The sequence below is a fragment of the Neorhizobium sp. PAMB6630 genome (assembly GCF_058242775.1).
Map to the genome: position 1 here is coordinate 2474490 of NZ_CM177836.1, position 22899 is coordinate 2497388.

22 protein-coding genes are annotated in these 22899 nt (G+C 61.0%); 8 read left to right on the forward strand and 14 right to left on the reverse strand.

Translation table 11 applies throughout. The features are described from left to right. Positions 1-110 precede the first annotated feature (110 nt). The gene (locus AC4CWF_RS11825; protein WP_491281854.1) at positions 111-635 is read left to right on the forward strand and encodes an outer membrane protein assembly factor BamE; all 525 of its coding nucleotides are present in this window, start codon (positions 111-113) and stop codon (positions 633-635) included. 103 nt (positions 636-738) lie between these two features. Here the strand turns inward: AC4CWF_RS11825 and AC4CWF_RS11830 are convergent, their stop codons facing one another. The 4 genes from AC4CWF_RS11830 to ribH all read right to left on the reverse strand — a co-directional run bounded on the left by AC4CWF_RS11830 (position 739) and on the right by ribH (position 5246). Then, positions 739-2877 carry a sodium-translocating pyrophosphatase gene (locus AC4CWF_RS11830; RefSeq protein WP_491281855.1) on the reverse strand — a complete coding sequence of 713 codons (2139 nt, stop codon included), beginning with the start codon at positions 2875-2877 and terminating at the stop codon, positions 739-741. A gap of 192 nt (positions 2878-3069) precedes the next feature. Then, positions 3070-4296, reverse strand: coding sequence for an MFS transporter (locus AC4CWF_RS11835; RefSeq protein ID WP_491281856.1), 1227 nt, complete (start codon positions 4294-4296; stop codon positions 3070-3072). 11 nt (positions 4297-4307) lie between these two features. Next, a complete protein-coding gene (nusB, locus tag AC4CWF_RS11840) occupies positions 4308-4787 on the reverse strand; it encodes a transcription antitermination factor NusB (RefSeq protein WP_491281857.1) in 480 nt (159 codons plus the stop codon). A gap of 3 nt (positions 4788-4790) precedes the next feature. Next, on the reverse strand, positions 4791-5246 hold the full coding sequence (gene ribH, locus AC4CWF_RS11845; RefSeq protein WP_491281858.1) for a 6,7-dimethyl-8-ribityllumazine synthase: 456 nt from the start codon (positions 5244-5246) through the stop codon (positions 4791-4793). A 169-nt stretch (positions 5247-5415) separates the two neighbouring features. Between ribH and AC4CWF_RS11850 the strand changes: the two genes are divergently transcribed. Continuing rightward, positions 5416-5952, forward strand: a complete 537-nt coding sequence (locus AC4CWF_RS11850; RefSeq protein ID WP_491281859.1) for a GNAT family N-acetyltransferase — start codon at positions 5416-5418, stop codon at positions 5950-5952. A 168-nt stretch (positions 5953-6120) separates the two neighbouring features. Here the strand turns inward: AC4CWF_RS11850 and AC4CWF_RS11855 are convergent, their stop codons facing one another. The 7 genes from AC4CWF_RS11855 to AC4CWF_RS11885 form a co-directional block, all read right to left on the reverse strand. Next, positions 6121-6735 carry a riboflavin synthase gene (locus AC4CWF_RS11855; protein WP_491281860.1) on the reverse strand — a complete coding sequence of 205 codons (615 nt, stop codon included), beginning with the start codon at positions 6733-6735 and terminating at the stop codon, positions 6121-6123. Next, positions 6717-7871 carry a bifunctional diaminohydroxyphosphoribosylaminopyrimidine deaminase/5-amino-6-(5-phosphoribosylamino)uracil reductase RibD gene (gene ribD / locus AC4CWF_RS11860; protein ID WP_491285370.1) on the reverse strand — a complete coding sequence of 385 codons (1155 nt, stop codon included), beginning with the start codon at positions 7869-7871 and terminating at the stop codon, positions 6717-6719. The genes AC4CWF_RS11855 and ribD overlap by 19 nt, the downstream gene beginning before the upstream one ends. A gap of 21 nt (positions 7872-7892) precedes the next feature. Beyond that, positions 7893-8372, reverse strand: coding sequence for a transcriptional regulator NrdR (gene nrdR, locus AC4CWF_RS11865; protein WP_491281861.1), 480 nt, complete (start codon positions 8370-8372; stop codon positions 7893-7895). Between the two features lie 15 nt (positions 8373-8387). Further along, positions 8388-9677, reverse strand: coding sequence for a serine hydroxymethyltransferase (gene glyA / locus AC4CWF_RS11870; RefSeq protein ID WP_491281862.1), 1290 nt, complete (start codon positions 9675-9677; stop codon positions 8388-8390). A gap of 256 nt (positions 9678-9933) precedes the next feature. Continuing rightward, entirely contained in the window at positions 9934-11265 is a 1332-nt protein-coding gene (locus AC4CWF_RS11875; protein WP_491285372.1) for a L,D-transpeptidase family protein, read from the reverse strand. Between the two features lie 389 nt (positions 11266-11654). Next, on the reverse strand, positions 11655-12167 hold the full coding sequence (gene ldtR / locus AC4CWF_RS11880) for a transcriptional regulator LdtR (RefSeq protein WP_491285374.1): 513 nt from the start codon (positions 12165-12167) through the stop codon (positions 11655-11657). Between the two features lie 232 nt (positions 12168-12399). After that, positions 12400-12840 (reverse strand): DUF6163 family protein, encoded by a 441-nt coding sequence (locus AC4CWF_RS11885; RefSeq protein ID WP_491281863.1) that lies wholly within the window; start codon positions 12838-12840, stop codon positions 12400-12402. Between the two features lie 142 nt (positions 12841-12982). On the opposite strand from AC4CWF_RS11885, the gene hemB reads away from it, so the two are divergent. The 5 genes from hemB to AC4CWF_RS11910 all read left to right on the forward strand — a co-directional run bounded on the left by hemB (position 12983) and on the right by AC4CWF_RS11910 (position 16295). Next, positions 12983-13996 carry a porphobilinogen synthase gene (hemB, locus tag AC4CWF_RS11890; RefSeq protein WP_491281864.1) on the forward strand — a complete coding sequence of 338 codons (1014 nt, stop codon included), beginning with the start codon at positions 12983-12985 and terminating at the stop codon, positions 13994-13996. Positions 13997-14250: 254 nt separating this feature from the next. Beyond that, positions 14251-14709: an RDD family protein gene (locus AC4CWF_RS11895; RefSeq protein WP_491281865.1), complete on the forward strand. Its 459-nt coding sequence runs from the start codon at positions 14251-14253 to the stop codon at positions 14707-14709. 140 nt (positions 14710-14849) lie between these two features. Beyond that, entirely contained in the window at positions 14850-15632 is a 783-nt protein-coding gene (locus AC4CWF_RS11900; protein WP_491281866.1) for an arginyltransferase, read from the forward strand. Between the two features lie 52 nt (positions 15633-15684). After that, positions 15685-15906 (forward strand): AbrB/MazE/SpoVT family DNA-binding domain-containing protein, encoded by a 222-nt coding sequence (locus AC4CWF_RS11905; RefSeq protein ID WP_491281867.1) that lies wholly within the window; start codon positions 15685-15687, stop codon positions 15904-15906. After that, positions 15903-16295, forward strand: coding sequence for a type II toxin-antitoxin system death-on-curing family toxin (locus tag AC4CWF_RS11910; protein WP_491281868.1), 393 nt, complete (start codon positions 15903-15905; stop codon positions 16293-16295). The genes AC4CWF_RS11905 and AC4CWF_RS11910 overlap by 4 nt, the downstream gene beginning before the upstream one ends. A gap of 21 nt (positions 16296-16316) precedes the next feature. Here AC4CWF_RS11910 and parC read toward each other — a convergent pair whose 3' ends face one another. Then, a complete protein-coding gene (gene parC / locus AC4CWF_RS11915; protein WP_491281869.1) occupies positions 16317-18578 on the reverse strand; it encodes a DNA topoisomerase IV subunit A in 2262 nt (753 codons plus the stop codon). Between the two features lie 191 nt (positions 18579-18769). Here parC and AC4CWF_RS11920 point away from each other — a divergent pair, with 191 nt between their 5' ends. Continuing rightward, entirely contained in the window at positions 18770-19960 is a 1191-nt protein-coding gene (locus AC4CWF_RS11920; protein ID WP_491281870.1) for an aq_1923 C-terminal domain, read from the forward strand. Between the two features lie 90 nt (positions 19961-20050). Here AC4CWF_RS11920 and AC4CWF_RS11925 read toward each other — a convergent pair whose 3' ends face one another. Next, positions 20051-22120 carry a putative bifunctional diguanylate cyclase/phosphodiesterase gene (locus AC4CWF_RS11925; RefSeq protein ID WP_491281871.1) on the reverse strand — a complete coding sequence of 690 codons (2070 nt, stop codon included), beginning with the start codon at positions 22118-22120 and terminating at the stop codon, positions 20051-20053. Next, positions 22117-22767, reverse strand: coding sequence for a glutathione S-transferase family protein (locus tag AC4CWF_RS11930; protein ID WP_491281872.1), 651 nt, complete (start codon positions 22765-22767; stop codon positions 22117-22119). The genes AC4CWF_RS11925 and AC4CWF_RS11930 overlap by 4 nt, the downstream gene beginning before the upstream one ends. Between the last annotated feature and the right edge of the window lie 132 nt (positions 22768-22899).

Below are 22899 nucleotides of genomic sequence, written 5' to 3' on the forward strand. Positions count from 1 at the left end.
GATTTCAGGCCCTCGCCGACTGAAACATGCCGGTGTTCGCGGAATAGCCACAATGCTATCGCAGCAACGGTCGGATTGGTTGGTGGGATGGAACACATGAGGACAGGGTGTTGAAGAAGCGGGTGTTTGGGTCTCATTTTGATAGGGCCGGCAAGGCTGCGATCGTGGCGGTCACCGTCACCCTTGGTCTGTCCGGCTGCACGACAGGGATCGGCGAAACGCTGCACAACGGCTATGTGCTGGACAAGGACGCGCTGGACCTGACACCGGAAGGTTCGAGCCGCGAGCAGGTTCTGCTCTCCATGGGCACACCCTCCACGACCGCGACCTTCGACGGCGAAGTGTTTTATTACATCTCGCAGAAACGCGAGCGCCCCGTTGCTTTCATGAAGCCGCAGCTCGTCGAGCAGACGGTGGTCGCCTTCTACTTCAACAAGGAGGGCGTGGTTGCCCGTCGCGCGGTCTATACGCTGAAGGACGGCCAGGTCTTCGACACGATTTCGCGCACGACGCCGACCGGCGGCCGCGACCTCACCTTCCTGCAGCAGCTGCTTTCGGGCGGCGGTGGTGCCGGTGGAGCAGCCTCGACCTTCCGCAACATGATGGGTGGCGGCAATACCACCGGCGGCTACTGACGCCTCCAGCCCCTGCCCGTGCGGCAGATGGATTATTCGAAAAGGCCCGCGGCATTTTTGTGCCGCGGGCCTTTTCCGTTTCGCAAAAAGTTAGTCCTATCGGTCAGGCAGCCAGCACCGCCAGCAGCAGCAGTGCGACGATATTGGTGATCTTGATCGCCGGATTAACGGCAGGCCCTGCCGTATCCTTGTAGGGGTCGCCCACCGTATCGCCTGTCACGGACGCCTTGTGGGCATCCGATCCCTTCATGTGGCGATGGCCGTCCTTGTCAACAAAACCGTCCTCGAAGCTTTTCTTGGCATTGTCCCAGGCGCCGCCGCCCGATGTCATGGAGATCGCGACGAAGAGGCCGTTGATGATGACGCCCAGAAGCGAGGCGCCAAGCGCTGCAAAGGCCGAGGCCTTGGAGCCGGAGATGAGCAACACGCCGAAATAGACGACGACAGGTGCCAGCACCGGCAGAAGCGACGGCACGATCATCTCCCGGATCGCGGCCTTCGTCAGGATATCGACGGCGCGGCCGTAATCCGGCTTTTCGGTGCCGAGCATGATGCCTGGATGGTTGCGGAACTGGGCGCGCACCTCTTCCACGATGGAGCCTGCCGCCCGCCCGACGGCCGTCATCGCCATGCCGCCGAAGAGGTAAGGAATGAGGCCGCCGAAGATGAGGCCGGCCACGACATACGGATTGGCAAGGCTGAAGGAGATTTCGCCGACATCGGCAAAATAAGGATATTGCGCACCGTTTGCGGCAAAGTAAGCCAGATCGTTCGAATAGGCAGCAAACAGCACGAGCGCGCCAAGACCGGCAGACCCGATGGCATAACCCTTGGTGACCGCCTTGGTGGTGTTGCCGACCGCATCCAGCGCATCGGTGGACTTGCGCACTTCCGGCGGAAGGCCCGCCATTTCTGCGATGCCGCCTGCATTGTCTGTGACCGGGCCGAAGGCATCGAGTGCGACGATCATGCCGGCAAGGCCGAGCATGGTGGTGACGGCAATGCCGGTGCCGAAGAGGCCGCCGAGCTGGTAGGTGGTGATGATGCCGCCGACGATGACGATGGCTGGCAGCGCCGTCGATTCAAGCGAGATCGCCAGCCCCTGGATGACATTGGTGCCGTGGCCGGTGACAGAAGCCTGGGCGATGGAATTGACCGGGCGCTTGTTGGTGCCGGTGTAATATTCCGTAATCACCACGATGAGCGCGGTCACCACGAGGCCGAGGATACCGCAGAAAAACAGGTTTACCCCGGTGATATCCATGCCGGCGACCGTGCCGATCGAGCCCCAGCCGATGGTGAAGGACGTGGCAACCGCAAGCCCGACAATCGACAGCGCGCCTGTCGCGATCAGCCCCTTATAGAGCGCGCCCATGATCGAGCCGTTGGTGCCGAGCTTCACAAAGAACGTGCCGGCAATCGAGGTGAGAATGCAGACCGCGCAGATGGCGAGCGGATAGACCATGATGACGCCAAGGGCCGGCACGCCGGCAAAGAAGATCGCCGCAAGCACCATGGTGGCAACGACCGAGACCGCATAGGTTTCAAACAGGTCTGCCGCCATGCCGGCGCAATCGCCGACATTGTCGCCGACGTTATCGGCGATGGTCGCGGGGTTGCGCGGATCGTCTTCGGGAATGCCGGCCTCGACCTTGCCGACAAGATCGCCGCCGACATCTGCGCCCTTGGTGAAGATGCCGCCGCCGAGACGGGCGAAGATGGAGATGAGCGAGGCGCCGAAGCCGAGCGCAACCAGCGCATCAATGACATGCCGGCTGCCCGGCGCATTACCAAGGCCGTGGACCAGGATGGCGTAATAGATGGAGACGCCGAGAAGCGCGAGGCCAGCCACCAGCATGCCGGTGATGGCACCGGACTTGAAGGCGATATCAAGGCCTGCAGCAAGGCTGTGCGAGGCGGCCTGCGCCGTGCGCACATTGGCGCGCACCGACACATGCATGCCGATAAAGCCGGCCGCCCCTGAGAGAACCGCGCCGATGACGAAGCCGATGGCCGCAAGCCCGGACAGAAGCGCCCAGGTGCCCACAGTCACCACCGCGCCGACGACGGCGATGGTCATATACTGGCGCGTGAGATAGGCCTGTGCGCCCTCCCTGATATAGCCGGCAATTTCCTGCATACGCGCGTTACCCTGATCGGCAGCCAACACCGAGCGTGTCGCCCAGGCTGCATAAGCGATCGACAGGAGACCGCAAACGATCACACCCACTATCACTGTCATACGATGTTCCTCTCCCAAAATACCGGCCGCAGCATTTGCGCCGGACGAGAACCACGCGCCTCCCCTCCCAAGGAGCCTGTGACGTGATCCAGAGCCCAAGAGTGCGGCGATGAGGAAATGGCGTCAAGGGCTTACCCGGCAAGGGTGGCCCTTCAGCCTAACTTCGTCTGTATTTGAAGGATGTGAGGCAGATCAAACGGTCTGCGCACGGTTCTGGCGCAGAATCAGTGCGCCGATGAGGCCTAAGCAGAGGATGGCGACCGGCCAGATGGCAAGGTTGATGAATGACCAGCCATAGGAGGTGAACACCTTGCCGGAGGAAAACGACGACAGCGCCACAGAGCCGAACAGCACGATATCATGAAAACCCTGCACCTTGTCGGCCTCATGCGGCCGGTAGGTAGAGGCGATGATGGCGGTGGAACCGATAAAACCAAAGTTCCAGCCAATGCCGAGAAGCACCAGCGCACCCCAGAAATTCCACAGCTCGATGCCGAGATGGGCAATAACCGCGCAGGCCATCAGCGTGACAAGACCGAGCGCCACGACCCGTTCGGCGCCAAGGCGGGCAATGATCATGCCGGTAAAGAAGCTCGGGCCGAACATGGCAAGCACATGCCACTGGATGCCGAGTGTGGCGAGTTCCGTTGGAAAACCGCAGCCGACGACCATGGCAAGCGGCGCGCCGGTCATCACGAAGGTCATCAGCGCATAGGTGCCGATGCCGCAGACCATGCCGGTGGCAAAACGCTGCGTGGTGATGATCTCGCGCAGCGGCCGTGCGGCCCCGCTCTGCGCCGTGACCTTGGCCGGCTGCGGCAGCTTCAGGAAGGCAAGGATGGCGATGGCAATGAGGCTCAAGGGCAGGATGGCGAGAAACGTGCCGGCGAAAGTGACCGGCTCAAAAACATCCTTTGCCCAGATGGCAAGCTGCGGGCCGATGATGGCGGAGACAATGCCCGCACCGAGGATCCAGGAAATGGCCTTGGGCTTGAACATAGACGGCGAGGCATCGGCTGCGGCAAAACGGATTTTCTGGGTAAAGCCGCCACTGATGCCGATCATCATCAGGGCAAAAGCAAACAGCCAGAAATTACCCTGGAAAAGCGCAATCGCTGCCAGCACGCCACCGGTGGCACCAACGAGTGCGCCGGTCATGAAGGCGGCCTGGCGCCCGAGGAACCGCGAAACAAGGGCAATACCGATGGCACCGAGAGCGGTGCCGACGTTGAAACCAGTGACGGGAGCGGTTGCCAGAGACTTGTCGGCGGCCAGAAGCTGGTAACCGGCAAGCGCGCCGACCGAGATGGACAAGGGGGCGGCAGCCCCCAGCACGGCTTGCGCACCGGCCAGCAGAAACACGTTGCGCCGTGCGGCGGAAAGCTGCCGTTCCAGACCCTCGCCGCCGACACGATCCATGGTTCTTCCGCCTACTTCTTGATCTCGACGCGGACCTGCTTGGCAATGCGATCGAGAACCGCATTGACGATCTTGGGTTCTTCACCGTCGAAGAAGGCCTGGGCGATCTCGACATATTCGGTGACGATGACCGCGACCGGCACATCCTTGCGCTCGACGATCTCGAACGTGCCGGCGCGCAGGATGGCGCGCAGCGTCGAATCGAGACGCGACAGCGGCCAGCTTTCGAGAAGCGAGGCGCGCACCAGCGGATCGATCTTCGTCTGGTCGCGCACGACGCCGGCAACGATCGAACGGAACCACGAGGGATCGGCCTTCAGATAGGTTTCACCGTCAAGCTCCTGGCCGAGACGATGGGTCTCGTATTCCGCCACGACCTCCAGCACACCGGTGCCGCCGATATCCATCTGGTAAAGCGCCTGCACGGCGGCAAGCCGCGCCGCGCCACGCTGGTTGGCCGGTTTTACCGGCTGCTGCAGATCCTTCGCCATGGCTCAGGCGCCCAGCTTTTCGCGCAGTTCAATCATGGTGAGCGCTGCGCGGGCGGCAAAACCACCCTTGTCCTTTTCGCTCTTCTTGATGCGGACCCAGGCCTGCTCGTCGTTTTCAACGGTCATGATGCCATTGCCGATGGCAAGCGATTCCGACACGGCAAGATCCATCAGCGCGCGCGAGGATTCGTTGGAGACGATGTCGAAATGATAGGTTTCGCCGCGGATGACCATGCCGAGCGCGACAAAGCCGTCGTAGTTTACGCCGCCCTGCTCGGCTGCATCGAGCGCCATGGCAATTGCCGGCGGAATTTCAAGCGCACCCGGAACCGTCACCACGTCAAACGTCGCACCGGCTTCGGTGAGCGCCGAGGTGGCGCCGTCGAGCAGCGCGTCGGCCATGTCGTCATAAAAACGGGCTTCGACAATGAGGAGATGAGGCTTCAGCGAATCGGTCATGGGTCGTCCTGGTCGCAATTCTGCGAAATGATCTGTTGGGAATTGCGGCGGTCAAACCACGCCACGCGCCCCTTGGCAAGCGATTTTCGAAAAGACACGCTGTTCAGGGCAATGCCAAGCCTTATAGAAAGACGGGAAACCCCGCCACGGTTCAATCGGAATGCACATCATGAAGCCCATCCCGACCATCGAAACACCCCGCCTGAGGCTTCGCGCCTATCACGTCGATGACTTCGAGAGCTTCTTTGGCCTCTGGGCCGATCCGGCGGTGGCGCGTTATGTTGGCGGCAAGCCCGCGACGCGCGAAGAAGCCTGGCAGAAACTGATGCAGCGCGCCGGCATGTGGCACCACATGGGCTTCGGTTTTCTGGTGATCGAGGAGAAGGCAAGCGGCCTTCTGGTCGGCGAAGCCGGTTTTCACGAGGCCATGCGCCCGATTACCCCCTCCGTCGAGGGCACGCTCGAAACCGGCTGGATGGTTTCGCCCGGCCATTGGGGGAAAGGTTATGCCAGCGAGGCGGTCGCCGCCCTCATCGGCTGGGGCGAAAGCAATTATCCGGCCATGGATATGAGCGCGCTTGTTCACCCCGAAAATGCCGCCTCGCTTGCGGTGGCGCGCAAGGCGGGTTTTTTCGAAATCGCCCGCACCGAATATAAAGGCCCCTGCTTGGTTCTGCTGCGCCCACGCCGGGAAGCGGCTGCCTGAGAAGCGGCAACGCAGAGATCTGCCTCACAGTCTGCGCAAGAATTCCCTGCGGTGAGGCGAAAATGGTGATTTCGACAACCGGAGCGGAGCGTACCTATAAGTACGTGAGCACCGGACAAGGAGAAATTGCCATTTGCAGCCCGCCGGAGGGAATTATGGGACAGACTGTCAGCGTGTTGCGGGAAACTCCGCAAGACGGGCAGCATAACGCGCCATCGTGTCCACTTCAAAATTGACGAAGTCGCCGGCTTTGAGGTCGCCCCAGGTGGTGACCTCAAGCGTGTGGCGGATGAGCAGGACGTCGAAATCAGTGCCATCGACGGCGTTGACGGTGAGCGACGTACCATCGAGCGCAACAGAGCCTTTTGGCGCGACGAAGCGGGCAAGCGCTTCGGGCGCGCGAAGACGAATACGCACGGCTTCGCCTTCATGGGTGATCGACAGCACTTCCGCCTTGCCATCGACATGGCCAGAGACGATATGACCGCCGAGTTCGTCGCCGATTTTCAGCGCCCGTTCCAGATTGATGCGGCGGCCGGTCGTCCAGGACGAGATCGTGGTCAGCCGCAGCGCCTCCTCCCAGGCTTCCACCTCGAACCAGCGCTCATTGCTGCCCTCGTCGGGCAGTTTCGTCACGGTGAGGCAGACGCCGGAATGCGAGATGGAAGCGCCGATATCGATGGTTTTCGGATCATAAGCGGTGTTGACGCGCAGGCGGATGCCCTCATCGAGCGGCTTAAGGTCAGCCACGGTGCCGACATCGGTCACGATACCTGTAAACATTGAAATTCCCTCTCGTAATCGGAGCAGCAGTCATCGCCGAAGCGAAGCCGGCGGACGGGCGTGTAATCTCTGGGGATATCGGTGCGGGTAAGCGGCGATTCAATGCCGTCGTCACCGATCTCGCCCGGACCTTCGAACAGGAGAATGCGATCCACCAGCCCGGCATCGAGGAAGGAACTGGCAACCGTGGCGCCCCCCTCCACCAGCACGGAGGAAATGCCGCGGGCGGCAAGTGTCGTGAGGAGTGCTGCGAGATCGTCGATCTCGAGGATTTCTACGCCGGCTTGCGTCAAATGCTGGCGGCGGGTGGAAAGGTCCGCGATGGCATCTTCCGCCTCGGCAGAGGGGGGTGTGCGCAGCATGGCTACGATCACCGGCACATCGCGCGCGGTCTTCACCAGCTTCGAGGTCAGCGGCAGGCGCAGGTGCCGGTCGAGCACGATGCGAACGGGTGAACGATCTTCCAGCCCCGGAAGGCGCACTGTCAGTTCCGGATCATCGGCGATGGTAGTGCCAATGCCAACGAGGATGGCGTCCATTTCGGCGCGCAGCGTATGCACCTGCGCCCGCGACAAAGGCCCGGTGATCGCCACCTGCCCTGCCCCCTTGCGGCCGATCATGCCGTCTTTGGAAACGGCAAGTTTCAGCGTCACATAGGCACGGCCCTTGGTCTGGCGCATCAGGTAGGCGGCCAGCGCCCGGCGGCCTTCAGCCTGCAGCACGCCGGTTTCCACCGCGATGCCCGCCTCGCGAAGGATCGCAAGGCCGCGGCCGGAGACACGCGGATCGGGATCGGGAAGGCAGACAACAACGCGGGCGATGCCGGCGGCGACCAGCGCATTGGCGCAGGGCGGCGTGCGGCCATAGTGGGAACAAGGTTCTAGCGTCACATAGGCTGTGGCCCCGCGCGCAGCGTCACCGGCGATATCAAGTGCCTGCGTTTCCGCATGCGGGCGCCCGCCGCGGGCGGTGACGGCGGAGGCGAGAATGACGCCGTCCTTGACGATCAGGCAGCCGACGGAGGGGTTGGTGCCGGTCTGGCCGGTATGGTGCCGCGACAGGCTGATGGCGGCGGCCATGAAACGCTGGTCTTCGGAAAAACCGTCTTCAAGACCCTCGCCATCAGGCAGGCACATATCGGCTGCCCCGCCCACGGCTCAGGATTCCACGATGGAATCGCGGCCGATGCGGGCGCTGATCTCGGCAATCACCTTTTCGAAATCTTCCGCATGGGAGAAATCGCGGTAGACCGAGGCATATCGCACGAAGGCGACGTCATCGAGGCTCTTCAAGGCTTCCAGAACCTGAAGGCCGATCTGTTCGGACGAAATTTCGCTTTCGCCCGAACTTTCCAGCCGGCGCACGATGCCGGAGACGGCCCGCTCGATGCGGTCGTTATCAACCGGCCGCTTGCGCAGAGCGATCTGGAACGATCGCACCAGCTTGTTGCGATCGAACGGCACCTTGCGGCCGGTCTTCTTCATCACCATGAGTTCGCGCAGCTGCACGCGCTCAAACGTGGTGAATCGACCGCCGCAATCCGGGCAGATGCGCCGCCGGCGGATGGAGGTGAAATCCTCGGCCGGACGCGAATCCTTGACCTGCGTGTCTTCGGAACCGCAATAGGGGCAGCGCATACCGGTATAGGCCTCTTACATGTAAGGGTACATCGGGAAACGATCGGTGAGCGTCACGACCTTGTCGCGCACCGAGGCTTCCACGGCGGCATTGCCTTCGTCGGAATTGGCAACCTTGAGGCCATCGAGCACTTCGACGATCAGATTGCCGATCTCGGCGAATTCGGCTTCCTTGAAGCCGCGCGTCGTGCCCGCCGGCGAACCGAGACGGATGCCAGACGTGACGAAGGGCTTTTCAGGATCGAACGGAATGCCGTTCTTGTTGCAGGTGACGAAGGCGCGGCCAAGCGCTGCTTCCGCGCGCTTGCCGGTGGCGTTCTTCTTGCGAAGATCGACCAGCATCAGGTGGTTGTCGGTGCCGCCGGAGACGATATCGAGATTGTGGCTGATGAGCGTATCGGCCAAAACCTTGGCATTCTTCACCACCTGGGCGGCGTATTCCTTGAATTCCGGCTGCAAAGCTTCACCGAAGGCGACGGCCTTGGCGGCAATCACATGCATCAGCGGGCCGCCCTGCAGGCCGGGGAACACGGCCGAATTGAACTTCTTTGCCAGCGCCTCGTCATTGGTGAGGATCATGCCGCCACGCGGGCCGCGCAGCGACTTGTGCGTGGTGGTGGTGGCCACATGGCAATGCGGGAACGGCGACGGATGCACGCCACCGGCCACCAGGCCTGCGATATGCGCCATATCGACCATCAGGTAGGCGCCGACGGAATCGGCGATCTCGCGGAACCGCTGCCAGTCCCAGATACGGGAATAGGCAGTGCCACCGGCGATGATCAGCTTGGGCTTATGTTCTTCCGCCTTGCGGGCGACTTCGTCCATGTCGAGCTGGTGGTCTTCCTCGCGCACCCCGTAGGACACGACGTTGAACCACTTGCCGGACATGTTGACCGGCGAACCATGCGTGAGGTGACCACCCGAGTTCAGATCGAGGCCCATGAAGGTGTCGCCCGGCTGCAGGAGCGCCAGAAACACGGCCTGGTTCATCTGGGAACCGGAATTGGGCTGCACATTGGCAAAGCCGACGCCGAACAGCTGCTTGGCGCGCTCGATGGCCAATTCTTCGGCGATATCGACGAACTGGCAGCCGCCGTAATAACGCTTGCCCGGGTAACCTTCGGCATATTTGTTCGTCATGATCGAGCCCTGCGCTTCCAGAACGGCGCGCGAGACGATGTTTTCCGAAGCGATCAATTCGATTTCGTGACGCTGGCGACCCAGTTCCTTCTCGATCGCGCCAAAGATATCCGGATCTGTATCGGCGAGCGAACGGGAGAAGAATGCATCTCTATGCGACATGTCGGGGCTCCTGGAAGAAACTGATGCGATGGCGTCTTAGCGGCACGCCTTCATAAGGGCAATACGCAGCGCGATATTTGCAGATCAATCCGCAGTGTCGGGCTCTGTCAAAGCCAGTTTTCCGCCCGATTGCGACACTATGCCCAGGCCGCCGTCGCTTTTCCGCCAAAAGCAGGCGGGCCGCAACGAAAAACGGCGGCCTCTCTGCAAAGAGGCCGCCGCAAGAGAGGGGCTGCGGGCTAAAGCCTGCACAATTTTATTGCGGCAGCAGATCGTCGTCGATGGAACCGGCCGGCTGTTCGATGCCCGTCTTGGTCTGAAGCGCAAGTTCGGTTGCGCCATCGCGCTGGTAGATGTCGTCGCGGAACTGCACGACACCGTCCTTTGCCGACCAGGCGGTGATGTAGACGAAATAGACAGGCACTTCCTGCGCCAGCTTGATCGGGTTGTTCTGGCGAAGCGCAATCACGCGCTCGATCTCCTGACGGGTCCACGGCGCGGTGTCGCGCAAGAGCCAGGTGATGAGGTCGCGCACGTTCTGCACACGCACACAGCCGGACGATTCAAACCGCATCAGCTTGTTGAACAGGCCCTGCTGGGGCGTGTCGTGCATGTATTCGTTGTTCGGGTTGTGGAAGTTGATCTTGGTGGACGCCATGGCGTTGTTCTTGCCCGGATCCTGACGGAACATCAGGTTCGGGGCCTTCGGCGCATTCCAGTCCACCGCTTCCGGCGGCACTTCCGTGCCCTTGCCGTCGAACAGGCGAATATTGTTGCGCGTGAGGTAGGTCGGGTCCTTGCGCATCAAGGGCACGATGTCCTTCTCGATGATCGAGCGGGGTGCCGTCCAGTACGGGTTGAGGATAACCTCGTAGATCTTCGAATTGATGATGTGCGTTGGGCGGTCGATACGACCGACGACGGCGGTGTTGCGCAGCACCACGCGCTCGTTTTCCACGGCTTCGATGGAGGCGGCAGGAATGTTCACCATCACATGGCGCAGACCCAGATCGCCAGACATCGACTGGAGGCGCACCAGATTGGTCTGCAGCTGGCCAAGGCGGGTTTCAGCCGGAATATTAAGCGCCTTCAGCGTGTATTCGCCGAGAACACCATCCGTCGGCAGGCCGTGGCGGGCCTGGAAACGCTTGACGGCGCTGTCGACATAGCTGTCGAAGGAGGTCGACATGCCGGCTGACTGCGGCAGGTCACCCACCACCATCAGGCGCTGGCGAAGCTGCTGTACGACCGGATCGGCATTGCCGATGCGCATGCCGGCCTGGCCCGGCGTGACCTGCGGCCAGCCACCATTGGCGACGATATTCTGGTATTCGAGAATGGCCTGCTGGATATAGGCAGGTGAGCCCTGCCCCAGCACCGGATTGTTGGACATCACGTTGACGGCCGAACGGGAGGAGGCATTGGCGTCGAACTGATCGTCCCAGGTGCCGCGCTGCGGCGCGGAAATGATATCCTGCAGGGCACTCTGGGCCAGCACCGGTGCGGCCAGAGACACCGCCCCCAGCGACACCGCCGAGCGCAGAACGGCGCGGCGGGACAAAAATTCGGATTCGCTCTTTTTCGACATCATTCGATCCACGTTATCCGTCATCACTTCAGGCCAAAGTGACTACAAGGATATGGTTAATAAAGCGTCGCGGACCTCTTTTCATCCACACGCACCCGGCGGCCCGGCCAGGCCTTCGACAAAAGCTTTGAGAGCCGGATTTTCCCACCATATTTAGGCTTTGCGGTCCCATAGCAATATGGCCAATTCTTGTCAGCAGCCATGCGCTCACAGCAGCGTGTATCAACGTGACTTTTACGCTTCAGTTGCAGACGCGGCAAAATAAAGCCAGCAGAAACGGAAAAACCGGACGCGCGGGAGCGCATCCGGTTTTGAAGGCGACTGGAGGGGTGCCTGTCAGGGGAAAGCCGCAAGGTCCGGTGGATCAGAGCCTTGAGCTGTCGAAAGGTTTAGAGGCGATACATGATCTGGTCGTTCCAGAAGCGGTCGAGGCGCTGGAGCAGCTTGTTCATCTGGGCAAACTCGCCCTCGCCGATGCCACCGACCTTTTCGATGGAACCGATATGGCGCTCGTAAAGCTTGGCAACCACTTCGGCGATATCCTGGCCGGTCTTGGTCAGGCTGATGCGGACCGAGCGGCGGTCGATGCGCGAACGCTGGTGGTTGATGAAGCCGAGATCGACCAGTTTCTTGACGTTATACGAAACGTTAGAACCAAGGTAGTATCCACGGGAGCGCAGTTCACCGGCGGTCAGCTCGGAATTTCCGATGTTGAACAGCAGGAGGGCTTGCACGGCATTGACGTCGTCGCGACCCTGACGGTCGAACTCGTCCTTGACGACATCGAGAAGGCGGCGGTGAAGACGTTCCACGAGGTGGAGCGATTCCATGTAAAGGCCGCGGATGGTTTCGTCCTGAGCGTCGGCTACCGTTGCAGCCTGCGGCTTGATCTTGGTGTTCAACATGTCTGCCTCACTGTTTGTTTGGCGGTGTGTTTGTTGTCTCCCGCCTTGTGAGTGACACTACCCGGAGCCCATAAAATTCGACTTAAAACATAGGGCTAACGGTGGCTTAACAGGATAAACCCTGTGCTGGACGGCCAGTTCAAGCCTGTCGATTCCAGAGATCGGCTTCAGCGATTTCAATGACTTAGATTGGCAAATTGCGTCGAATATCCGCTAAAAAGCGTGGGAATCAGGGTAAATCAACCCTTACCCTTTCTTCCATCTTGCGGCGCTCATCGAGGAAGATGGCCAGCCGGAAGACGAGATAGAGTGCCGCCACCAGCCCATGCATCAGCGGCACCAGAATGTTATGGCCAAAAACCTCCGGCCAGACCTGGTACATGAGCAACTGGCAGCCGGCGGCGATAACCCACAGCACCGGCCCCCAGGAGACGGCAAGCCAGAGCCCAAGCGCTGCCACCGGAAAGACCACCGCAAGAACCGAGGCCGCCGACCGCCAGGGCAGGTTCAAAAGATCAAAGCGCGCACGTCCATCAAAGGAATACCCGACGAGCATGGCCCAGTATTGCAGGCCGAACCACAGGCACACGCCCGCAATCAACCGCAGGAAGATCACGAACAGGATTTCGGTCAGGCTGAGTTTCGGCTGGGCAAGTGAATCAGGTTCCATGCCGGTAAGGATAACCCGGTTCGACGCCCCCCGCCAGAGACGCCGCCGCATGCATCGCCTGCGGCAGCCTGACCCTTCGCAAATTTTTCCGCGCCGTGTTAAGCCACGGCAAAAATCCAGATGCAGAAAGCGAGACCCCGCCATGACCGACAAGACCCATCTCGTGGACGAAATCACCGGCCACCGCCGCATGCGCCGCAACCGCAAGGCTGACTGGACGCGCCGGATGACGCAGGAGAACCGGCTTTCGGTCGATGACCTGATCTGGCCGATCTTCATCGTACCCGGCGAAAACATTGTCGATCCCATCCGCGCCATGCCCGGCGTCAACCGCATGAGCGTTGACAAGGCTGTCGAGGCGATCCGGGAAGCCGCCGATCTTGGCATTCCCGCCATTGCCCCCTTCCCCGACGTGGAGATGGACAAGCGCGACGCCACCGGCTCGCAGATCCTTGATCGCGACAACCTGATCAACCAGTTTACCCGTGCGGTTAAAAAGGCGGTGCCGAATATCGGCCTCATCACCGACGTGGCGCTCGATCCGTTTACCAGCCACGGCCATGACGGCATCTTGCGCGACGGCGTCATCGTCAATGACGAGACGGTCGATCAGGTAGCGCGTGCCGCCGTGATGCAGGCCGATGCCGGTGCCGATATCATCGCGCCGTCTGAAATGATGGACGGGCGCATCGGCGCCATTCGCCGCGCGCTTGATGCGGCCGGCCATCAGGATGTCGGCATCATGTCCTATGCGACGAAATTCTCGTCCGGTTTCTATGGCCCCTATCGCGAGGCGATCAGCACCGGTGGCCTGCTGAAGGGCGACAAGAACAGCTATTACATCAGCCCGGCCAACGGCACGGAAGCGCTGCGCGACGCCGCGCTCGACGTGGAGGAAGGCGCCGACATGCTGATGGTGAAACCCGGCATCGCCTATCTCGACATCTGTTGGCGCATGAAGGAAGCCTTTGGCCTGCCGACCTTCGCCTATCAGGTGTCTGGCGAATATACCCAGATCAAGGCGGCGGCGATGAACGGCTGGATCGACGGCGAGCGGATCATGATGGAGACGCTGCTCTGCTTCAAGCGCGCCGGCTGTGACGGTATCCTGTCTTATTTCGCCGTAGAAGCCGCCCGCAAGCTGAAGGGCGCCTGACAGTCTGTCCCATAATTCCCTATGACGGGCTGCAAATGGCGATATCTGCGCTTCCGGTGCTCACGTACCAAATGTACGCTCCGCTCCGGTTCTCGAAATCACCATTTTCGCCGCGCCAAAGAGAATTCTTGAACAGACTGTGAGACCGAGCCCCGGCGGCACCGTTTCAAAAAGCCGGCGCCGCAGACGGTGGGCCATTGTGAAGAGGGCCGGGATTTCCCATATTGTTTTGGGAACACAAAGGAGAACCCAAAATGTCGTTCGACAACACACCCACTGTTGCAGCACCGGAAGACTGGCGCGCCTATAGCGGTGTGCTTTCGCGCCGGGTCTTTGCCTTCATCATCGACTATTTGATGGTGCTGCTGTTGTGCATTCCCGCCGCCGTCGTGGTGTTCTTCCTCGGTATCATCACGCTGGGGCTGGGCTTTTTCCTCTACCCGATCCTTTTCGTCATCGTGGCGCTTCTGTATTTCGGGCTTTCGCTCGGCGGCGCTGCCCAGGCAAGCCCCGGCATGCGCATGATGGGCATTGCCATCGTGCGCCTCGACGGCCGGCGGATGGATTTTCTGACGGCGGTCGTTCACATGGTGCTGTTCTGGATCCTCAACTCGGTGCTGACGCCGCTCATCCTGCTGGCCGGCCTGTTCATCGACCGCTCGCGTCTTGTGCATGATCTGTTGCTGGGCACGGTTGTGGTGCGCACGACCTGACATCTGCGCGATAGCGCCACCTGCCCGGTTGACGTTTTGAGAAGTTGCGCCATGCTATCAGGGTGACCGGCAACGCAAAGCAGTGATTGCCGCGCATGGCCCCCAGCCTTACTTCTTGCAGCGAAGGTGAATTTGCGCGGATGAACACCCAGGCGACGCCATCTCCGCAGTTTTACCTGACGGCTCCGGCTGCATGCCCTTACCTTGCAGGCGAAATGGAGCGGAAGGTTTTCACCCATCTGGTCGGCCAGCGCGCCGCCGAGATGAACGACCTCCTGACGCAAGGCGGTTTTCGTCGCTCGCAGAACATTGCCTATCGTCCCGCCTGCGAGGGCTGCCGCGCCTGTGTTTCGGTTCGGATCCTGGCCGGCGAGTTCGAGCCCGGCCGCACGATGCGCAAGCTGATTGCCACCAACAGCGACCTTGTCGCCACCATGATGCCACCGCAGCCCTCCACCGAGCAGTTCTCGCTGTTTCGCCGCTATCTCGACGACCGCCACCAGCGCGGCGGCATGTCGGACATGTCGGCGCTCGATTATGCCATCATGGTGGAAGATACCCACGTCAACACACGCCTGATCGAATACCGCGTCCGCGTGCCCGGTGCCGGCATTGGCGACAAGCCGAAAGGCGAACTGGTGGGCGTGGCACTGACCGACATGATGACCGATGGCCTGTCGATGGTTTATTCCTTCTTCAACACCAAGCTGGAGAAGCGCTCGCTCGGCACCTACATGATCCTCGACCACATCAAGCGCACCCAGACGCTTGGCCTGCCGCATGTCTATCTCGGTTATTGGGTGAAGGGTTCGTCCAAGATGAACTACAAGACCCGCTACCAGCCGCAGGAACACCTGACGCCGCGCGGCTGGGAGCGATATCGGCCGGAAGAAGATCAGATGGAAAACCCCTTCCTGCGCTGATTGCGGACAGAGTGGTCGCATGTTATAATCACGTTATAACATGGAGGTTGCGATGAACATCATCGTGCGCAAGATCGGCAATTCCGAAGGCATCATCATCCCGAAGGAAGTTCTGGACCGCGTCGGCGTGCGCGCCGGCGACAGCCTGGAACTGCGCGAGGAGAATGGACGGATCACGCTTCATCCCATGGATGAAGATTTCCAGCGCCAGCTCGCGCATGCCGAAAGCTTCATGGACAAGTACAAGGTTGCCCTGAAAAAGCTTGCCGAATGAGTGATTTCATTTTTCTGTCGATGCCGCTCGTCATCCGGCTTCAGGAGCGGCAGGTCAAACGGTTTGGCGGAGCCATTGGCCTCCGGGATGCAGGCGCGCTGGAATCTGCGCTAACGAGACCGGTCAACCCTCAGGCCTATGGCTGCGATGACATTGCAGAGCTTGCGGCCGCCTATCTGTACGGGCTGGCCAAAAACCATGCTTTTATCGATGGCAACAAGCGGATTGCGATCGTGACAGCCGGCATCTTCCTCATGGAAAACGGCTTCATGATCGAAACAACGGATGCCGCCCTCTATTGCTTCGTCCTTGCCGTCGCAGCCGGCGAGATCGATGAGGACGGCGCCACGCGCTTTCTGCGCGATCATATTGTGCCGCTCGGCGCCTGACGGGGCCGAGCGGGCAAGACCTCAGCCGCTGAACTTGCCGCTGCGGGGAAAGCCCTTCGGCACGGCGCGGCCGACGGTGGCGCGATCGCCCAGCCATTCCAGCAGTTCGTCCTTGTTGCGGGTAAACACCCGTCCGGCCGTATCTTCCCAGGTAAGACCGTCGGAGAGCGCAAAACACTTCACATCGGAAATGCCGCCGTCCTTGTAGCGTTGCAGACGAACGCCCTTGCCGCGCGTCATTTCCGGCAGCTGCGACAGCGGGAAGACCAGAAGCTTGCGGTTTTCGCCAACGACGGCCACGTGATCGCCGGCGACGGGGATCACGAGCTTTGCCTCGTCGGGCATCGCCACATTCATCACCTGCTTGCCCTTGCGGGTATTGGCGACCAGCTCGGTTTCGGCCACCACAAAACCGTTGCCGGCGGTGGAGGACAGGATCAGCTTGCGCTGCGGATCATGCACAAAGGCGGTCAGCACATCCTGATCGTTTTCCATATCGACCATGATGCGGATCGGTTCGCCATGGCCGCGCCCGCCGGGCAGCTTGTCGGCACCCAGCGTATAGGCCTTGCCGCCGGTGGTGAGCAGCAGAAGCTTGTCGGTGGTCTGCGCCGGGAAAGCCAGCCGCATCGCATCGCCTTCCTTGAAGGTCAGCGTCGAGGTGTCGGCGATATGACCTTTCAGCGCGCGGATCCAGCCCTTCTGCGAGATGACGATGGTGACCGGTTCCTTTTCGATCATCGATTGCTGGATGGCATCGAGATCGGCTTCCGGGGCATCGGCAAATTGCGTCAGGCGCGCAAACGGCTTGCCGCGGCCCTTGGCGAATTTCTTGCGCACGTCCTGAATCTCGTGCTCAACCACCTTCCACTGCTTCTCGTCAGAGGCGAGCAGCGATTCGATATCGGCTTTTTCCGCCGTCAACTCATCGAATTCCTTGCGGATCTCAAACTCTTCGAGCTTGCGCAGATTGCGCAGGCGCATGTTGAGGATGGATTCGGCCTGCACGTCGGTCAGCTGCCATTTGGCAATCATCACCTGCTTGGGCTCATCCTCCTCGCGGATGATGCGGATCACCTCATCGAGGTTGAGATAGGCAATCAGCAGGCCGCCGAGAATTTCCAGACGCCGGTCGATGGCCGCAAGACGGAAACGCGAGCGACGGATCAAAACGTCCTTGCGGTGCGCCAGCCATTCCAGCAGCACCTCGTTCAACGCCATCACCTTTGGCACGCGCCCCATGGAGAGCACGTTCATGTTGAGCGGGATGCGGTTTTCCAGTTCCGTGAGGCGAAACAGCGATTCCATCAGAAGCGTCGCGTCCACCGTGCGGCTCTTCGGCACCAGCACGACACGGATGTCTTCCGCCGATTCGTCGCGCACGTCTTCGAGAAGCGGCAGCTTGCGGGCAATCAGCAGTTCGGCGATCTTTTCGATCAGCCGCGACTTCTGCACCTGATAGGGAATTTCGGTGATGACGATCTGGTAACCGCCGCGCCCGAGATCTTCCGTCTCCCACTTGGCACGCACGCGAAACCCGCCGCGGCCGGTGCGATAGGCCTCGATGATCGATTCCCGGTTGTCGATAATGATGCCGCCGGTCGGCAGATCGGGGCCGGGAATGAAATCGACGAGCTTTTCGATCGTCGCATCCGGATGGCGGATGAGGTGAAGCGCTGCGTCGCAGAGTTCATGGGCATTATGCGGGGGTATGGAGGTGGCCATACCGACCGCGATGCCCGATGCGCCGTTGGCGAGCAGATTCGGGAACGCGCCCGGCAGAACCGTCGGCTCCTCGTCTTCCTCGTTATAGGTGGCGCGAAAATCCACCGCATCCTGGTCGACGCCTTCCAGAAGGAGGGCCGCGACCTCGGTCATGCGGGCTTCGGTGTATCGATAGGCGGCCGCGCTGTCGCCGTCGATATTACCAAAGTTCCCCTGCCCGTCGACGATCGGATAACGCTGCGAAAAATCCTGCGCGAGACGCACCAGCGCATCATAGACCGACTGGTCACCATGCGGGTGGAACTTACCGATGACGTCACCGACGATACGGGCGCACTTCTTGAACGCCGAGTTGGGGCGAATGCCCATCTCGCTCATCGCATGGATGATGCGCCGGTGCACGGGCTTCAATCCGTCGCGCACATCCGGCAGCGCACGGTGCATGATGGTCGACAGCGCATAGGCGAGATAACGCTCCTCGAGCGCCGCCTTCAGGTCAATCGGCAGTATATTGTCGCCGCCATCGTCACCGGGCGGAGGTGTCAGATTTTTTCCCATGGCCCTTGACTACCGGAAAGCCTGATTCCCGGCAAGAAATCCGGGCAAAGCGCCTGTGGATGAAGGCCCCTTATAGGTGTCCGGCTGACGATTTTCGTCTTTGAAAAGCCGTGGACGTTGACCACCCTATGCATATAAGAACTTTTGCGAATGAACAGCGGCTGCACGGCAGGCCGTAAGGAGGACACCTGATGACATTGAACAACTCCACCCGCATGCTGCTTGCCAGCGCCGTGATGGCAATTGCGACCACGCCGGCCTTTGCTCTTGATGGCAACGACCTGCTGCGCAAGCTTTCGGCGGCCGCCAATCTGCAGCCGGGCAATCTGGAGGTGGCGGGCGTGGATGTCACGGGCTCCACCGTGACGCTGAAGGGCCTTTCGATCGGTGACGGGGATCCCGCCAAGCGGGTCACCGTGGGTGACGTCGCACTTCAGGGCGTCGTTGAAGAGACGGACGGCAGCTACACGATCGAAAAGGCCGTTTTTCCCGACATCAACCTGACGGAAGACAAGACCGTTATCACCGCGTCGAACATGTATCTCTCGGGCATCGTCGTTCCGGCCGAAGCCGATGGCACTTCGCTCGATTCGATGTTCTTCTACGAGCAGGCCCATGCCGGACCGATGAAGATTGCCGTCGAGGGCCGCGACGTTGCCTCCATCAACGAAGTCCTTGCGACCATGGAGCGCACCGAAGACAATTCGGGGCTTAGCTTCGACGCCGAGGTCGACGGCTTCTCGGCGGATCTGTCGATCGTGGATGATCCGAAATCGCGCGAGGCCATCGACAGTCTCGGTATCCAGACCCTCAAGGGCACGATGACCATGAAGGGCAGCTGGGAAGCAGAGCCCGGCACGGTCGATCTTGAGGAATATGCCATCGATCTCGACAAGATCGGCCGACTGAACCTGGCAGCCAGCCTGTCGGGTTACACGCCGGCCTTTATCAAGTCGATGCAGGAAACCACGCGCGCAATGGAGGCCAGCACCAACAAGGAAGCGGCCCAGCAGGCGCAGATGCTGGCGCTTTTCGGCCTTCTGCAGCAGCTGAACTTCAACAGCGCCGAATTGAGCTTCACCGATGCCGGCATCACCAAGCGCGGCCTGTCCTATGCCGGCAAGCAGCAGGGCGTCAACGGTGACCAGATGGCGATGATGCTGAAGGGCATGGTGCCGCTGGTGGTGGCGCAGTGGAACATTCCCACGCTGCAGAACAGCCTGTCTTCGGCGCTGAACAGCTTCCTCGACAACCCGAAGAACTTCACCGTGACGGCTGCACCACCGGCACCGGTGCCGCTGCCGATGATCCTTGGTGCAGCGCAGGCGGCCCCGAACACGCTGCCGGACGTTCTGGGCGTGACCGTCTCCGCCAACCAGTAAGGTTTGAAGGCTCCCAGCGCCGCAGGAAACGCGGCGCTGGAGACCTGTTTCAGGTTGGGTGAAACCACGAAGGCCGGATACGGACGGCCTTCAGCAGACAGTTTCTGGCAGGCGCTGCGGCACGGCCTGCTCTTCAAGCAGCATGGCCTCCAGTCCGGCTGCCGGCAGCGGCTGGCTGTAGAGATAACCCTGCAATTCGTGACAGCCATTGGCATGGGCCCAATCAGCGGCACATTGCGTTTCGATGCCCTCGGCCACGATCGTGACCTGCATGAAATTGCACATGGCAATGACGAGCCGGACAATTTCCTCGTTGCGCGGCAGGCCGCTCACCAGGCTGCGGTCGATCTTGATACAGTCTACTGCCATTTCGTTGAGGCGGGCGAGATTGGAATAACCGGTGCCGAAATCATCGATGGCAATGCGGATGCCGAGCGCGCGCACCTGTTCCAGATTGTCATGCACTGCCGGATTGCTTTCGAGCAGCAGCGTTTCCGTCAGCTCCAGCTCCAGCATGGCCGGATCGCAGCCGTAAAAGGAAAGCAGGCGCCGCACCATGCCGGCAAAATCCACTTCGCACAGCTGGCGGATCGAGACGTTGACGGAGACGGCGATATGGAAGCCCTTGGCCGCCCAATCACTTTGCTGGCGGATCGCCTGTTCGAGCATGCAGGCACCGATCTGGTTGATCAGCCCCGCCTTTTCGGCCAGCGGAATGAAAATCGCCGGCGATACCATGCCGCGTTCGGGATGCACCCATCGCGCCAGCGCCTCCGCAGACACGATGCGTTGCTCACTCGGTGAAACGCGCGGTTGGTAATGGGCTTCGATCTGTCCGCGGCGCAAAGCTTCGCGCAGATCCGCCAGCATTTCCACCTCGTCCTCGCGCCGGTTGCGCATGCCGTCATCATAGATGCGGTACTGGTTGCGCCCGTCAGCCTTTGCCTCGTACATGGCCAGATCCGCCCGCTGCATGAGGATCTGCACATCTGACCCGTGTTCGGGAAAGCTTGCGATGCCGACGCTTGGCGTCACCATCAGCTTGCGACGCTCGGCCTGCACAGGCACGGCAAGCCGCTGCAACATGCGCACGGCCAGCGCCTCGATGCGGCCTTCATCGCCTTTTTCTTCGGTCGCCAGGAACAGGAACTCGTCGCCGCCCAGGCGAATGACCGCATCGTCCTTGCCGCGCAGTTCGAACAGCCGGCGCGCGACGTCCATCAGCACCGCATCCCCCTGGAGATGGCCAAGCGTATCGTTGATGACCTTGAACTGGTCGAGATCGATGAACAGCACGCCAATGCGCGCGCCGGTGCGTTCCGACTGGCGCAGAAGGCGTTCGAACAGCGCGGGCATGGCAAGGCGGTTCGGCAGGCCGGTCAGAGGATCGTGATTGGCGCGCATATGCGCCAGCGCCTCCGCCTCCTTCAGCCCGCTGACATCGGTTTCGCTCACCAGCACGGATGGCCGCCCCGATGCCGGATCATGGCAGGAGCGGGCCGTCAACTCATGCCAGCGAACACCCTTCGACGTGTAAACCTCGGCAATCAGGCTGATTTCGCCCGTCGCACGAATGGCCTCCATCAGACGGCGGAAATCGTCCTTCGCCACGAAGCGCGAGGCCAGGTGGTCATTGCCTTCAAAGCTTGCCCGCGCGGATGGATTGCAATAGAGCGTGCATCCCTCGAGATCATGTAGCGAAATCATCAGCTGCGTGTGCAAAAGTGCATCGGCGCTGCGGATTGCTTCCGGCTGCTGGCCGGTTTCGTCGCTCCCCTCGCACAGCATCGCCATGCGGCCATCACTCAGCCGGATGCCACTGAAACGGACCCGCAGCGGACGTGGCACGCCTCGCGGATAGAGCGTCCACATCTCGGTAAAGGTCGCGTCGCGCTCGATGAAATCCGTCTGGTACTGTTTCAGGCGCCGCGCGACGGCGGGCGACATGTCGGGCCTCATCGGGCGGGCACGCAGTTCCTCCAGCGTATCGGCCGCCCATATGTCGAGCGCGGAGGCATTGGCCCAGACGACCAAGGCGGCGTCGATGTCGAAAATCCACACAGCCGTACTGAGCCGGTCGAGCATCCACCGGCTGCTCTCGGACGCGCCACAGCCAGGCGTGACGTGGTCGTCCAGCGGCTGATACAGAGTGTTGGTCATGCAGCATGCTCGTCTGCCAGAAAAGGCCGCGCCCTGTCACACAGCGCCGACAGAGGTACGAAGCCCGGCGTCTGGCGCACCCTCTCGATCCAGGCCGCGACGTTCGGGAAAAGGTGCATATCGATGCCGGCCTCGTCGGACACATGCACATAACCGAAAAGCGCGATATCGGTGATGCCGTAACGGTCGCCCAGCATGAAATCGCGATTGCTCAGATGCGCATCCAGCACGGCAAGGCCGGCGCTGGCCTTGTCGCGCCAGGCGATGATGTCAGCCTCGCGCCCGACGCCCAGATGTGGCGCAATGCGACCGAGGAAACGGGCGGGGGAGATGAACGGCTCAAGCCTGGACTGTTCGAAGAACATCCATTGCAGGCTCTGCGCCCGCAAAAGCGCTGTCTGCGGCATCAGCCCGGAGCCATCCGCCAGCAGCCACAGCATGGCATTGGACTCACCGACGCCAACACCGGTCTCTGTGACAAGATAGGGAACGGCACCGGCGGGATTGATGGCGCGATAGGCTTCTCCGCGTGTTTCGCCGCGGAGAACATCAACGTCAAGAACATCGAACCCGATGCCAAGCTGACACATAGTTACGAACGGCTTGAAGCAGTTGCCGGAACCTTTTGTCGCGTAAAGCCTGTACATTCCCAATCTCCCGCGGAATGATTTTTTAGACTATACACGGAGCCAATTGAACATTCATTGTTAAATATCGTCGATCACATCTAGGATTTTTGATCGATTATTAAGGAATTCAAGACCGATAGAAGACCAATA

What these genes read in the sequence shown, in the direction of transcription:
- AC4CWF_RS11830 (WP_491281855.1), bottom strand. Translation starts at nt 2,877, where the DNA reads ATGACAGTGATAGTGGGTGTGATCGTTTGCGGTCTCCTGTCGATCGCT.
- AC4CWF_RS11835 (WP_491281856.1), bottom strand. Translation starts at nt 4,296, where the DNA reads ATGGATCGTGTCGGCGGCGAGGGTCTGGAACGGCAGCTTTCCGCCGCA.
- nusB (WP_491281857.1), bottom strand. Translation starts at nt 4,787, where the DNA reads ATGGCGAAGGATCTGCAGCAGCCGGTAAAACCGGCCAACCAGCGTGGC.
- ribH (WP_491281858.1), bottom strand. Translation starts at nt 5,246, where the DNA reads ATGACCGATTCGCTGAAGCCTCATCTCCTCATTGTCGAAGCCCGTTTT.
- AC4CWF_RS11850 (WP_491281859.1), top strand. Translation starts at nt 5,416, where the DNA reads ATGAAGCCCATCCCGACCATCGAAACACCCCGCCTGAGGCTTCGCGCC.
- AC4CWF_RS11855 (WP_491281860.1), bottom strand. Translation starts at nt 6,735, where the DNA reads ATGTTTACAGGTATCGTGACCGATGTCGGCACCGTGGCTGACCTTAAG.
- ribD (WP_491285370.1), bottom strand. Translation starts at nt 7,871, where the DNA reads ATGTGCCTGCCTGATGGCGAGGGTCTTGAAGACGGTTTTTCCGAAGAC.
- nrdR (WP_491281861.1), bottom strand. Translation starts at nt 8,372, where the DNA reads ATGCGCTGCCCCTATTGCGGTTCCGAAGACACGCAGGTCAAGGATTCG.
- glyA (WP_491281862.1), bottom strand. Translation starts at nt 9,677, where the DNA reads ATGTCGCATAGAGATGCATTCTTCTCCCGTTCGCTCGCCGATACAGAT.
- AC4CWF_RS11875 (WP_491285372.1), bottom strand. Translation starts at nt 11,265, where the DNA reads ATGTCGAAAAAGAGCGAATCCGAATTTTTGTCCCGCCGCGCCGTTCTG.
- AC4CWF_RS11885 (WP_491281863.1), bottom strand. Translation starts at nt 12,840, where the DNA reads ATGGAACCTGATTCACTTGCCCAGCCGAAACTCAGCCTGACCGAAATC.
- hemB (WP_491281864.1), top strand. Translation starts at nt 12,983, where the DNA reads ATGACCGACAAGACCCATCTCGTGGACGAAATCACCGGCCACCGCCGC.
- AC4CWF_RS11895 (WP_491281865.1), top strand. Translation starts at nt 14,251, where the DNA reads ATGTCGTTCGACAACACACCCACTGTTGCAGCACCGGAAGACTGGCGC.
- AC4CWF_RS11900 (WP_491281866.1), top strand. Translation starts at nt 14,850, where the DNA reads ATGAACACCCAGGCGACGCCATCTCCGCAGTTTTACCTGACGGCTCCG.
- AC4CWF_RS11905 (WP_491281867.1), top strand. Translation starts at nt 15,685, where the DNA reads ATGAACATCATCGTGCGCAAGATCGGCAATTCCGAAGGCATCATCATC.
- AC4CWF_RS11910 (WP_491281868.1), top strand. Translation starts at nt 15,903, where the DNA reads ATGAGTGATTTCATTTTTCTGTCGATGCCGCTCGTCATCCGGCTTCAG.
- parC (WP_491281869.1), bottom strand. Translation starts at nt 18,578, where the DNA reads ATGGGAAAAAATCTGACACCTCCGCCCGGTGACGATGGCGGCGACAAT.
- AC4CWF_RS11920 (WP_491281870.1), top strand. Translation starts at nt 18,770, where the DNA reads ATGACATTGAACAACTCCACCCGCATGCTGCTTGCCAGCGCCGTGATG.
- AC4CWF_RS11925 (WP_491281871.1), bottom strand. Translation starts at nt 22,120, where the DNA reads ATGACCAACACTCTGTATCAGCCGCTGGACGACCACGTCACGCCTGGC.
- AC4CWF_RS11930 (WP_491281872.1), bottom strand. Translation starts at nt 22,767, where the DNA reads ATGTACAGGCTTTACGCGACAAAAGGTTCCGGCAACTGCTTCAAGCCG.